At 39.6% G+C, this 14,255-nt stretch carries 9 protein-coding genes; 2 read left to right on the top strand and 7 right to left on the bottom strand.

The genetic code is table 11. The features are described 5' to 3' along the window. Nucleotides 1–3: 3 nt before the first annotated feature. The 5 genes from LPB86_RS19705 to LPB86_RS19725 all read right to left on the bottom strand — a co-directional run bounded on the left by LPB86_RS19705 (nt 4) and on the right by LPB86_RS19725 (nt 7,723). A complete protein-coding gene (locus LPB86_RS19705) occupies nt 4–1,926 on the bottom strand; it encodes a RagB/SusD family nutrient uptake outer membrane protein (RefSeq protein WP_230693136.1) in 1,923 nt (640 codons plus the stop codon). A 12-nt stretch (nt 1,927–1,938) separates the two neighbouring features. Then, nucleotides 1,939–5,157 carry a TonB-dependent receptor gene (locus LPB86_RS19710; RefSeq protein WP_230693137.1) on the bottom strand — a complete coding sequence of 1,073 codons (3,219 nt, stop codon included), beginning with the start codon at nt 5,155–5,157 and terminating at the stop codon, nt 1,939–1,941. 173 nt (nt 5,158–5,330) lie between these two features. Beyond that, nucleotides 5,331–5,756: an L-rhamnose mutarotase gene (locus LPB86_RS19715; RefSeq protein WP_230693138.1), complete on the bottom strand. Its 426-nt coding sequence runs from the start codon at nt 5,754–5,756 to the stop codon at nt 5,331–5,333. Between the two features lie 2 nt (nt 5,757–5,758). Further along, complete coding sequence (locus LPB86_RS19720) at nt 5,759–6,673, bottom strand: hypothetical protein (RefSeq protein ID WP_230693139.1); 915 nt, start codon at nt 6,671–6,673, stop codon at nt 5,759–5,761. Between the two features lie 12 nt (nt 6,674–6,685). After that, complete coding sequence (locus LPB86_RS19725) at nt 6,686–7,723, bottom strand: LacI family DNA-binding transcriptional regulator (protein WP_230693140.1); 1,038 nt, start codon at nt 7,721–7,723, stop codon at nt 6,686–6,688. A 327-nt stretch (nt 7,724–8,050) separates the two neighbouring features. Here LPB86_RS19725 and LPB86_RS19730 point away from each other — a divergent pair, with 327 nt between their 5' ends. Both LPB86_RS19730 and LPB86_RS19735 read left to right on the top strand, forming a co-directional pair. Further along, nucleotides 8,051–10,339, top strand: a complete 2,289-nt coding sequence (locus LPB86_RS19730; RefSeq protein ID WP_230693141.1) for a GH92 family glycosyl hydrolase — start codon at nt 8,051–8,053, stop codon at nt 10,337–10,339. 27 nt (nt 10,340–10,366) lie between these two features. Then, nucleotides 10,367–11,326: a hypothetical protein gene (locus LPB86_RS19735; RefSeq protein ID WP_230693142.1), complete on the top strand. Its 960-nt coding sequence runs from the start codon at nt 10,367–10,369 to the stop codon at nt 11,324–11,326. Nucleotides 11,327–11,383: 57 nt separating this feature from the next. On the opposite strand, the gene LPB86_RS19740 is transcribed toward LPB86_RS19735, so the two are convergent. Further along, nucleotides 11,384–12,835, bottom strand: a complete 1,452-nt coding sequence (locus LPB86_RS19740; protein ID WP_230693143.1) for a trypsin-like peptidase domain-containing protein — start codon at nt 12,833–12,835, stop codon at nt 11,384–11,386. 12 nt (nt 12,836–12,847) lie between these two features. Beyond that, on the bottom strand, nt 12,848–14,254 hold the full coding sequence (locus tag LPB86_RS19745) for an alpha-L-fucosidase (RefSeq protein WP_230693144.1): 1,407 nt from the start codon (nt 14,252–14,254) through the stop codon (nt 12,848–12,850). Nucleotide 14,255 lies beyond the last annotated feature (1 nt).

The following is a 14,255-nucleotide window of genomic DNA, read 5'->3' on the forward strand; positions in this document are numbered from 1 at the left end:
AATTTACCAGTAAGGATTTTGTACAAGATTTGGGTTAATTATCAATTCATCATATTTTATCGGCCATAAGTAATCCTTTAAACCAAATACAGGTATCGCTAAATTTCTTTGTCTGTAATAACCTACGGCAGATTCCTCTGAGATATTCCATCCCTGCAATGGCGTACTTAATACTTGTTGCATTACTTTCCACCTTCTTAAGTCCCAACCTATCCTACCTTCAAAACAGAGTTCAATCCTTCTCTCCTGTTGTATGATTGAACGAAGTCCGTTTTTAGTATCCGGCTTTGTAGGATTTGAAGAATATTTGGTCCAAGAGTCTTTTACACCTTCTAATCCGGCTCTTTCCCGAACAAGATCAATATATTTGAAGGCTTCAGCAGTTGGCCCGTTGACTTCATTTACGGTTTCAGCATACATTAAATACAACCCGGCAAGACGAATCAAAGGCATATGGTAACTGTTTTCCGTTACATCTTTGCCATAAACAGATTGATAGCTCACCAACTTTTGCGGCCAATAACCGGAAACATTTACCCTGACATTATCTTTTGGTCCAGCTACAGAGGTGGCTCCTCTTGCTTCAACATGAAAAAGATCTGTTGGGGTTACATTTCCATTGCCCAGATACTTGCTTCCGTCAAATGCCAGGTCTGCATAAAACCTTGGTTCACGCCCCATATGCATTTTAACAGTTTCATAACCCGATTCCAACACATATTCCTCAGATGATGGAACATTATCAACAGTATAGCGCCCCCGATAATCATAGGCCTTATCCTCGTTCATAGGAACGCCATTTTTAGTGTAAAACAACTCTGCCATTACAATAGGCACGGCGAAGTTTCCAGGTGCACCACCTAAATTTTCTACCATTTCAGAATTCAATCTAGGGATAGACATATTCTGATTTCCAAAAGTATTGTTCGTTGCCCAAATTAGTTCTGGATTTAGCTGCCACTTTTCTGTGATGCTTTGCTTAATGTCCATTATCGTTTTTAATCGGTCAGGCAGCGTTGGAAAATTTCCCGGTGCAATAAATTTATACAACGCTAAATTATTTCCAATACAATAGTCAATCGCTAATCTGCAAGCGTTCATTGCAACTCTCCACTTTTCCGGATCATACACCACCGGAAAAAGTTGGGTGCCATCCTTATCTTTAAATCCTGCATAATCAGGATTTCCATTAAAGAATGGACTCGCTTCTGTCGTTAATATTTCTGCCTTTAGCGACAATGCTATAAGCTGTGTTATCCGTCCTAAACCCTGAACAGGGTTTTGTATCGTAGTTGGCAAATCAGGTGTTGCCTCATCAATAAGATCTTCAACATATTTAAAAGCCACCTGAACTGGTTCACGCTTCACCCTAAGTTCTTCCGTACTTGCATCAATTGCTGCGTTTGTACGTATTAAAGGTATTGGTCCATACATACGAAGCAAATAATAATGATAGTAAGCTTTTAAAAACTTTACCTCTGCAATCCATCTGCTTTTTTCAAATTGAGGCAAATCTTTTGGCTTGTCAATATTTTCCAAAAAGATATTACATCTCCGAATGGCAGTAAAAAGAGATTGTCCTAGATTTTGACCGTTCCAATAATTTAAAGCTGGATTATCAGAGTTCTGGTTTCCATTTAGTATACGAAAACCAACATCATTACCCCCACCAAGTGTCGCTTCGTCTAAGTTATTTGGATAGTAAATCTCCCCTGAACTTGTAAAGGCAGGATCGCTTGGCCCAATGGTCATGCGCTGTAATGTTGAATAACAAGTAAAAAGGTAATTTTCCGTTTCGTTACGATTACGAAAGGCATAATCAATGGTTGCGACATTATCTGGGGTAACGTCTAAATATTTCTTACATGATGTAAAGGAAGTCACAAATAAAAGTGCACCAGTTAATAGTTGTATTTGAAATTTCATAGCTGGTCGTTATTATAAGTTAATGTTTAGGCCAATGTTGTACACCTTCTGCAATGGATAACTAAAACCATTTGAGGATAATTCCGGATCCCAATCTTTAAATCTGCTGAAGGTTACCAAATTAAGTGCGTTAAAGTAAATCCTGCATTTTTGTATAAAAGCTCTCTTAGTTATCTTATCCGGAATGGTATAACCCAATTCCAGGGATTTCAGTCTTATAAATGCCCCATCGCGCATCCACCATGAGCTGGTCTGCATATTGTTCTCTACATCGTTTGCATTTAATCCTAATCTTGGGAACTTAGCATATAGGTTTTGCTTTTCTTCAGACCAATAACTATCTGCAAATGGCTGCAGTACCTGACGATTATTCAAAAATGGGCTGGTACTTCTAGGATCAATAAAGAAAGAAGTTCTACCAACACCCTGGAAAAATGCAGATAAGTCGAAATTTTTGAACCCACTTGAAATACCAAATCCGTAAACGATTTCCGGAGTTTCAGGCAAACCTAAAAACACTTGATCGGCCGCTGTGATCTTTCCATCACCATTCATATCGCGATACTTAATATCACCCCCTTTAGGAGGGTTTGCATTATTAAAAAGTTGGGATGGAGAAGCCGCTGCCTCATTATCGTCTACAAATAATCTTTCCGCGATGTAGCCCCATCTAACCCCTATTTTCTGCCCATTCAGAATACGCCAAGGCTCTTGATAAGCAGGTTGTTCGTAATTTACATACCTATTCTGCGAGAAAGTAAAGTTTGCACGCCCAGACATCCAGAAAGATTTTGATATTGTTTTACTGTAATCAGCAGACAAATCTACCCCCCTCGATTTAGCTTTTCCAATGTTTGAGCTCACGCCTGCTTCCAAGCCATTTGTGGCTGTTGCCACACGTTGCATTAATATATCGTAACGATCTTGCTTATACCCTTCTGCAATGATATTCAAGCTTTTAAATAACGTAAATTCTAATCCAATATTTAACTGCTTCGATTTCTCCCAGGTTACATCATCATTTGCATAATTTTGAATACTTACACCTGGCCTTGAAATCCCATTGTCCTGACCAAATGAAGCTGAGTTACCACCATTCAAATTAACAGTTGACAAGTAAAAAAAGCGTTGAGCACCAATAGCATCGTTACCAACAAGACCATAACTACCTCTAAGTTTCAATTTGTTAACAACATTATTGATTCCATCACCCCAAAATTTTTCCTTTGAAATTAGCCAGGACGCTCCAATGGTAGGAAAGAATCCATACCGATTTTTAGCGGCAAAACGTTCTGTACCATTATAGCCAAAATTAAATTCTAGGAAGTACCTGCTAGCATATGAGTACGTTGTACGCCCTGAAAGCCCTAAGTTCCGGTAAGGCAGAGAATATTGTAAAGTAGGTGTAAGTGTTGCCGGGTCAATTGCATTCGCCTTCAAAGTCTGTTGACGTGTGCCAATCAAAGTAGCCGCAATATTATGATTTTGCCCAATTTGTCTGCTGTAGTCTAAAACGCCTTGTAAATATAAAAATGTATTGATATCATTTGCACCGCCAGCATAATCCAGATATTCAGTAGCTTGTCCAGAACTACTATTTAACCAATTTAAAGTGTAGTCATTAGTAAAACGATCATATGTCGCTACATCATAATAGAAGGGTTTATAAGAGCGGGACAGATCAAAATAAGAATATCGATTGGTATTAAAGATCCCTCTAAAGGTCAAACCTTTGGTAAAAAATTCCAAGTTCTGATTCAATTCCAATTGTGCAGACATTCTGGATCTTGAGAATGACTTAAATCCCTTCATCATGTCTGCATATGGATTTGTATATAAGTCAGTTCCTGTCCCCGCCCTTCTATTTCCGAATAAAATATGGGTATCTATTCCTAAGGCGGCATTTTCAGGAAAGAACGCGGGAAAGTCAACCGGACTTGTATGCAATGCTTTAAAATACAAATCAGAAGCAAAAGAACCATCTGCCGTTAAAGGGCCATTATATTCATCAAAAGTCCCAGACAGCCTCAAGACGATTTCAGTAGTTGGCGTTACATTGATATTAATATTTGAACGAAGTTGATAGTTCTCCAACTTCACATTATTATTAAAATTGTTGACCGGACTAACCTTTAAATTTCCATTATCCAAATTATAAGACGTACCGATATAATACCGCGCTATTTTCCCGCCGCCGCTTACGCTTGCATTTAACCGTTGATTATTTGTCCTTTCTTTGAAAAGCTCATTGAGCCAGTTCACAGCTGGATAAACATACTGATTACTTCCTGGTGCATTCGCAAGTGTTTGCTGTGTATTATAAATATCGTTCTGTGAATAACGAGGTGTTCCTAAAACATTTCTTGTTTTGATCGCTTCATTGAGCATCGTCATGTAAGTTATTGGATCAGCAATATTGATTTGCTGCGTCGCTTCGGAAATTGAATTTTCAAAACGAACGTTCACCTGAGCTTTTCCTTCTACACCTTCCTTTGTAGTGACCAGGATTACTCCATTTGCACCGCGTGCTCCGTATAAGGCCGTCGCACTGGCATCTTTTAAAATCGAAAAACTTTGAATGTCATCCACCTGAAGCCTGGCCAGGTCATTAGCCGTCAATTCCACGTTATCTACCAATATTAACGGATCCTGCTTATAACCAAAGGTGGTTACCCCCCTAATAAAAAACGTAGAATTGTCCAATCCCGGCTGACCACTTCGCTGGTAGGCCACAACACCAGCAATTTGCCCCGCCATAGCATTGGTCAAGTTGCTGGACGGAATTTTTAGTTTTGCAGGGCTGATGCTCGTTACTGAGCCAACAACAGCCTCTCTCCTTTCCTTTTTACCAAAAGCCGTTACCACAACTTCTGATAAAGCTCCATCGTCTGATGTAAGCGTAATGTTGATTTGTAATTTGTTTGGATCAGCAATGAAGCTTCGGGTAACGAAACCTACTGATGATATCATTACTTTTGAGGAGGGCGCAACCTCTAAAGTAAATTTACCATTGTTATCAGTAACAGTCCCAACATTTCTGTTCTGCTCTAAAAAAACACTTGCGCCCGGTATTCCTACGCCCGTTGTGTCTTTTACGACACCCGATATCCGGATTTTTGAGTTCTGGGCGCTAGCCGGTGAGAACAAAACAAGCAAATTTAATGCGATGCCTAGGCAAATTACTTGAGGTAAGTAAAGTTGCCTGACGAAATTTGTGTAAAATTTTTTCATTCAGTTTTGGTTATGGGTTAAGGTTGAAAATTACACAGCGCTCAAAAACAACCGTGTACCCAAAACTAAAACGTTTTAGTAAAAAAAGAAATAGACTTTTCTACGAAAAGCATGCATTATCCTGTGATTAAATTATGATTATTACAAAAAGCTAACCGGCCAAAACCGCCATATCAATTGGTATGAAAAACTTCTTCCATATCACTCCATATTTTTCTCTTTTCAGTAGCGTCTGGCAAAGGTTGCTGACATGGATCAGTCTCTTTCCACCAGCGTTGAGTAACTGTATCTGCAGCCATTTTCCTCATGTCACGATCTAAATTATCACCAACATATTCGAAATAGCTAAACAGATAATATTTACCCTCAATTCGCTTCAAATAAATGGAATAGTTCTGAATATTTGAAGCTCTGATACGCTTTAATACACCAGGCCATGCAGCAGCATGCAACTTCTTATAAGCTTGCAACTTTTCGGGTTTCACACCTGTTACAGAGGCAAATCGCTTAACCTCCCGACTTGCCTTCCCATCGTTGCAAGCACAGGTCAATGATAACATCAGGATACAGGCGGCTACAGATCTTTTTAGGCCAAGCATATTTATTTGTACTTTAATGGAAAGTCGTGTTGCGCAGTTTTTAGCTCCTTTTCCCATTCAGGGCTCCAGCCGAATGCCAGTTCTGCCTGCTTTTTAAGATTTACCCCCGCTGCTGCGCTCCAAAAATGAATAAATTCACCCCAATTTAGATTTCTCGTAAAACTATTGTGCTGATCTTTTGGAAAATTTCTAGCCAGCAATTCAAAATAGGTATTTAAAACCGCTGCTTTACCATGTTTTTCATAAATCGGGTAAAACCAATTTTTAAACCACTGACTTCCTGATCTTGGAAAATCATCGTATTGAGTTTGCATTTGAATAAAAACGCGTTCAGCCTCATCCTTCCTTCCAATATTCATTAATACATCGTAATTGAATATTTCCATAAACTTACTGTCTCCCCACAATGCATCTGATGGTGAGCCATTGACTCCATGACTATTTCCAGTTACAATATGACCAATTTCATGAATTGGCATCCCAATTTGCTCGCCAGTCGGTTTAGTCCAGTCGGATAAGCCACAATCTAGTGTATTGTGGTAATCGTGACTTTTATTAAAATAAGAAGATGGATGACCGCCAGCAAGTTTACCATTTACCACTTTATGAAAAACTACATATAACCTCGGATCAGGTCCAAAATCGCCATAAGTTTTCTTCACATACGCCCAGGTATCAGACATAGCCTTAAAAGGCCAGGTCACAGAAGTATCCATATTTTTATCGTAATAAAATGCAACATTATCATCATAGTAAACACGGGAAACCAATAGATCGTGCTCCCACCAATGCTCTTGCCATTGTTCTTGTGGTATAGGCAACCTGGTAGTTTTCTTATTTTGCGCAAATGAAATGAAGGATAATCCGATTAAAGTCAAAGCTAAGATGCTTTCCTTTTTCAAAACTGATATGGTCATATATAGTGAATTTTAATTATTAGCAGATTGCATATTTTTGCTAAGCGATGATTCCCTGATGATGATAGACGCAGGCAAAATTACCTGTTCCGGCTTTCCCCCGTCATGCTCAGTATTCAATTTATTCAGTAGTATTTTCATGATGTGATCTGCAATAGCTTTCAGCGGTTGGGCAACTGCTGTTACAGGTGGGGTGCAGAATTCCAGCAATTCAAAATCATCAAAAGAAACTATAGCCAAATCAGTCCAAATCCTTTTGCCAATCTTTTTAAATGCCCTTAATCCATCCATACAGATATAATTTGCTGAAAAAATTACCGCATCAAGTTGAGTTTGTGTATTTAGAAAATCAATAATGTCCTGCACAGGCGAATCCGTGACCTTGTAATCAAGTTTCTTAACACAAAGTGGCAATTTAGAGGAAATCATCGCCTCCTCATAACCTTGAAGCCGATCGATCATTTGTTGCTCGGCCGAGTGTATCGTAACTAGCCCTATATTCTTATATCCATTGGCTATTAAATGGCGTGTTGCATTACCCATGCTATTTTTATTGTCTATAATTACATAGTTGGTCTCTACCGACTTTACATACCGGTCGAACAGAACTACTGGGGTCTTAGCCTCAATAAATTTGTTGACTTCATCTTCCAATCCCTCAGGAAGCGCAATAACATAGCCATCAACATGACGTTCCTTGAAAATACCTAACAATTCTATGGCCTTTTTTGTACTACCCCTTGTGCTACTGAATAAAATTTTATATCCCTCTTCCGAAGCCTTCTCATCAATAAACCTTGCTATACCAGCAAAAAATGGCTCCGAAATATCATCCACTAAAAAACCAATAATCTTAGTCTTCCCCGTTCTTAAACTTTGGGCTAATGAATTGGGTTGATACCCCAATTCTGCGACGAGATTTAACACCTCTTGCGTAACTTTCGGACTAATATTCTTTTCTTTCGCCTTACCGTTAATTACAAAAGAAACAGTTGTGATGGAAACCCCAAGCTGATTGGCAATATCCTTGATTGAAACTTTTTTACTCATACTGATGGTGCCAAGTTAAGAGAAGTTTTTCAAAATTGATCAAATACAAGCACATTTCATGTGAAAAATCCTTTTGAGTACATAAAAAGCACTCAAACTTTGATTATTTGGAATTAATAGCTATAATTGCCATCCTAAAACGTTTTAGCATTAATCTAAAATTGCATTGTTTTTGGTCTGATGATGGGTCTGGGTAATGGATTTTGTGTTGCATTTCTCTAGTCTTCTGCCGACCAACAACTCTAATTTACAAAGATTAGACAAGGCAAGTTTAATTACATAAAACAAAATTCTTAATTGATTTACGATAAAAACCTCAATAAATAAATGACGAAAATACTTTTATACGCGCTGTTTTGTACCTCAATTGCTGCAAACGCCCAGCAAAATCTTTCTAAATATGTAAAGCCAATAATTGGAACCCAGAAAATGGGTCATACGTATCCAGGTGCCACAGTACCATTTGGAGCTGTACAGCTTAGTCCGGAAACAGATACAATCTCATATGAGCTTAATGGCAAGTACAACGGTGACGTCTACAAATATTGCGCCGGGTATAAATATGAGGACAAAACAATTGTAGGCTTTAGCCATACCCACTTTAGCGGGACCGGCCACTCCGATCTTGGCGATTTTCTAATTATGCCAACCCAGGGCAAGCTTCAATTAAACCCCGGAACCGCTAGCGATGCTAAAAGTGGATTTCGCTCCGCATTCTCTCACAAAAATGAAGTTGCAAAAGCTGGATATTATAAAGTGAAATTGGATGATGACAACATCTTGGCCGAATTGACCGCCACAAAAAGAGTTGGTATGCACCAGTATACTTTCCCTAAATCAGACCAGTCTCATATTATTTTAGATTTAATGTCTGGCATATATAACTATGAAGAAAAAAATGTCTGGACTTATGTGCGGGTAGTGAATGATACGCTTATCACCGGCTATCGCCAAACAAACGGATGGGCAAGAACAAGAACTGTTTATTTTGCTTTGTCATTCTCCAAACCGTTCATAAATTATGGGCAAAAAAATCATGATGCAAAACAACCGTACCGTGGGTTCTGGGGAAAGTTTGACCAAAGTAAAAACTTCCCTGAAATAGCTGGAAAGCAAATTAGAATGTATTTTGATTTTAAGACTGAAGAGCAGGAAAAAATCAAAATAAAACTCGCTCTTTCACCAGTCAGTCAGGAAAATGCCGTTAAAAATATGCAGACAGAAATACCCGGCTGGAATTTTAATGCAATACGAGAACAGGCAGAGAAGGATTGGGACAACGAGTTGAGTAAAATTGTAGTGAATGCTAAAGAAGAGGACAAGGTAAATTTTTACACTGCAATGTACCACGCCTTTATAAGCCCAACCACTTACAGTGATGTAAATGGGCAATACAAAGGTTTGGACCAAAACGTTCACGAAGCAAAAGGCTTCAACAATTACACAACTTTTTCTCTTTGGGATACCTACCGGGCATTACACCCATTTTTTAACATCATACAACCATCGAGAAATAATGATATGGTTAAATCCATGATGGCACATTATGATCAAAGTGCTTTGAAAATGCTGCCCATTTGGTCTCATTATGCAAACGACAATTGGTGTATGAGCGGATACCATAGTGTATCGGTTGTTGCCGACGCAGTAATTAAGGGCGTCTATAATGGTGATCCTGAAGCAGCCTTACAGGCTTGTATTGCTACTGCCAACCATAGGAATTACGAAGGAATCGGTTTATACATTGATAAAGGATACATCCCGGCAGAAAAAAGTGGTGTATCCATATCAAATACGCTAGAATATGCTTATGATGACTGGTGCATTGCTCAGTTGGCAAAAAAAATAAACAAACAAGACATCTATAATGAATACCTAAAACGCTCAGGTAATTGGGAAAATAATTTTGATCCTTCCTCGGGCTTTATGCGAGCAAGAATGGAAGATGGGTCTTTTCAAAAAAAGTTTGATACCATGAGCACCCATGGCCAGGGTTTTATAGAAGGGAACTCCTGGAATTATAGCTTCTTCGTTCCGCAAGATCCGTCTTTACTGATGCAACGCATGGGTGGAAAGAAAAAATTTGCAGAAAAGCTGGATACACTATTCACCATGCATTTACCAGATGAATTTTTCGCAGACACGGAAGACATCACACGTGAAGGAATAATTGGTGGATATGTCCATGGAAATGAACCTGCTCATCATGTTGCTTATTTATACAATTGGGCAGATCAACCCTGGAAAACTCAGTCACGAGTAAGAATGATTTTGAAAATGCAATACGGCCCTACACCTGATGGATTAGGAGGAAATGACGATTGTGGTCAGATGAGTGCGTGGTATATATTCTCCTCACTAGGATTTTACCCCGTTGCACCCGGATCAGATGAATATGCCATTGGAAGCCCTGCAATAAAATCGGCAACATTAAAACTAGAAAATGGAAAGACATTTAACATTGAGGCCATTAATCAGGGTGATGAAAATGTATATGTCTCTAAAGTGTTGCTAAATGGAAATCCGTTGAAAAGACTTACACTTAAGCATGATGAGATCATAAAAGGAGGGAAACTTACCTTCTACATGTCTGCCAAGCCAACAAAATTCAAATAAATTAATCAACCACCAACCACAAAAAACATGAAGTCAATTAAACCAATCCTCCTGGCAGCTACCCTATGTGCTCTAACTTTATTATCCTCCTGTAAAAAATCCGGCTCCGATGATTCGCCTGAAGAAACGAGTGCCTTAACTCCTCCCGTAGAAACCTGGCAGGAACATTGGTTCCAACACACACAGCTGGTAAAAAGAGTCTACTATGATGACAAGGTGGCGGTATATGATGATCCATATATGTCTACGATTCGCCACGAATGGATCAATAAAACCATGGGCGATGTATGGACGTATGTTAAAAAGAACTATGGTCAATTTGGAAACGGAGATCCCCGGTTATATGTGGTTACACATGGTGTGATCGGAAATCTTAACAGCAGCTATTCCGGGGGGCACCCCGATAGCTATTTCGGTGCTAATCATGACTATAGGAATATGATTGATGTAGGCTTAGGGGCCGATTCCTGGACATCAGAAACAGGACAAGCTATCGGTATTATGACGCATGAAGTTGGACATATTGTATGTGGTGCAAACAACGGTGTTAATGGATCGCCCTCGGATGCACTTTGGGGCGATAGTAAATTCATGGAGATCTTTAACTATGATGTTTTTGCGAATATTAATCGTCAATCCGAGGCAGATTTAGTGTACAGCCAAATGCAAACCCAATATGACAATTTTCCTCAAGCAGGTACGCAGTGGTTCAAAAATTGGTTCTATCCTATTTATACCAATTATGGAAGAGGGGCGGTACTCAGTAAGTACTTTCAATTGCTTGCTGCAAATTTTCCGTCCGTTAATAAATTGTACGCAAGAGACATTAACCTGGGCGAGTTTGTTCACTTCTGGAGCGGCGCAGCAGGTGTGAATTTGGAAGCGAGAGCCTTGTTAGCATTTGGAGCAAGCTGGAGTAATGAAACAACACAAGCTCAGTTCAGAATTGCCAAAGTAGCGTTCCCGAACGTGAAGTATACAAATTAAAATAAAGTCTGCCTGGTGTTGAAATTAAACTTCACCAGGCAGATTTCACATATTGTATCAGTAAGACTTTAGTAACTGAACAATAACAGCTGCAGGCACTACAACACTGCATACCCTACTGTAGCGTGCTATATTTATCCCATAAAAATTTCCATTCGCATCAAATACAGGCCCGCCGCATTGCGCAGGCTGTAAAACTGCGTCATGGGCAAAAACTTTTTTAAATCTATCTCTCCGTATGCTCTTACCACCAGCAAACTGCGCCGCCGGATGGTTATAATAAGCTTGTGGCAATGTTTTAGAAACTGGAAACTCTGGTATAGAAAATTCACCGCTCCCAATTACGCTAGGCACAAAAGTTCCATCGGCAAGCGGCGAGAAAAGAAATGTGCCCAACTGGCCGAACTTTAAGTCACCCATATTCATTTTAGCTAAACTTATACCGCCCTTTAGTCTGCGGGGAGTCGACAATAAAACAAGGTCATTTGCTTCATCGCGCGCAATGATAGTTAGTGCATATTGCTTGCCCGAGATTTTTACAATTGGCTTAGCACCCACCATAGAGCTTTTACTCAGCAAAATGCCCCGATTTTTGAAACGTTCAGTCAAGGGCAAATCAACCGCACTAAAATGGGTCCCCTGTAACGTTTGAGGCTTTCCCTCCAATGTGCTTTCAATTAGATAAACATCGCGGTTAAACAACTTAAAAATGTGCTTAGAAAGCACATCGGCTGTATCGACACCAAAAAACACAGCATCAGCTTTTTTCAAAGAATCCAGACCTACAGCATCTTCCATAACCGGATAAACCTTATAACTCTCGGGCTTTTTTAAAGCGGTCCAATATTTTCTGTATAAATCAACAGGGATTTCGAAGTTGCTTTTTTCAGGAATTTCAATACCACTGTGTAATCCAATCAACCTTCCTTCGATATCAAACAATGGCCCACCAGAATCACCCGGCTCCATAATACAGGTAGAGGTCATGAATCCATATTTGTTTTTTAACTCCGTTACCTTACCGACACGAACCAAAGGTAAAGTTTGGCTCAAGCTCTCTGGATAGGCAATGCTAATACAAGGCTCGTTCTGTTTAACACCAGATGACCAACCCATTTCTGCACAAGCCCATTTCCCGGCACCTATAATCTTCATCATCGCCACATCAGGGACAAACTTATTATTTTCAAGTTCTATTTCTCCCAATCCGCAGGCAATCTGACTGGAACCATCAGGAAACATCACCATATAGCTTTGTCCCGGGGTATTCACGTGCGCAGCAGTCAAAATATAACCATCCGCATCCACTACAACGCCACTAAATTGTCCCCCTGTACGCATTTGCCTGTCAACATCAAAGGCCCACATCCTTACACAGGCGCCGTAAGCTTTCCGTATTGCCTTCTCTAAGGCTTTATTTACAGAAGCCGGGCTCAGCTTTTGTCCATAGGCAAGACTGTTGACGCCTGCAAAAAACAGCAAGGCAATCAAAACCATCCAATTCTTCATCCAGTTGATATGCTATTTGCGTTCATTGTAAATTCCAAATTCTGAAATCGAGGCAGTGCTGCTAAAAGAATTATATTTAATTCGCACTTTTTCGCCCCAAACCCTTTTAAAGCGGTGTATTAAAATTCTTGCACTACTGCTGCTGTCAGTTAAAGGATGCCAGGTGTTGTTAGCAAAATATTCCAGTGTGTAGGAAATCGTATTCGCTTTTTCCTGGGTAATTACTACCATATTAAAACCCTCTTCTTTGGCCAGATCTACCTCAAACCATGGATTTTTTACTGTAGGATGTGAGGTCCAGTTAGACCCAAAATCATCGTCGTTCGCAAAATCCATAATAGACATATCCCAGCTCCAACTCGCATTCGCTGGTTTTCTTTTTGCCAGGTTCGATGAAACAACAGGGGCATCCGCGGCCGGAAATTTAGGCAACGAAGCCGCCGGTTTATATAATTTCCCCATCTCGCTCAAAGCCTGCAGCGCATTATCATCAATCATCCCATCCCGGTTAGGTGCTACATTTAAAATAAAATTGCAAAATACCTGATTGTAAGGCAATGCATTTTCATTAACCATTTTTTCAGGAGATTTAACCGGAGTGGTAGTGAAAGATGTTTTCCAGAACCAGTTTGCCTGTAGAGGTAAACAAGCCAAAGCAGGCAATTTATTGCTTTCCTTAGAAATGTGCTGCCCCGCTCCTTGTTCGTAAGATTTAATATCCGTGTAGAACAATGCTTCTGTGGGGTATTTTGCAGCATTTAAATCCATCACCAAACAGTTTGGCTGGATAGATTTAATCAGACTGTATATTTCTTCAAATGGCACATCATCGTAAGATATTCTAGACCATGGTGCATCCCAGCCATCGATAATCAATGCCGATATTTCACCATAATTGCTCAATAATTCTGTCAACTGTGCTTTAACCATCTTAATATGTGCTGGCTTAATTTGACCAGGTCGAAGTTTATGATGCGTATCTAAGATAGAATAGTATAACATTACTTTCAATCCGGCTTTACGAAATGAGGCCACATATTCTTTGACTACATCACGTTTCAGCGGGCTGTTCATCACATTATAAGACGTAGTTTTGGTATCCCAAATTGCAAATCCGCTGTGGTGTTTAGTTGTTAAACAACCGTATGACATGTTTGCCGATTTCGCGGCTTTAGCCCATTGGTCTGTATTTAGTTTTTTAGGATTAAAGATTGCTGGCGAAGCTTCCGGATCTGCCCAGTCATCGTTCATATACGTAGGAATGTTGTAATGAATAAACATGCCAAATCCAAGATCAACAAACTGCTGCTGTAGCTGCGTTAAAGGTAGCGGGGCGGCAGCAGTTTGACTAAATGTTTTTTGCGTAGAAAAGATGTAAACGCCACACAGGAAGGCAGCAAACAATAAAAATTTCTTCATG

Source organism: Pedobacter sp. MC2016-14, from assembly GCF_020991475.1.
GTDB lineage: Bacteria > Bacteroidota > Bacteroidia > Sphingobacteriales > Sphingobacteriaceae > Pedobacter.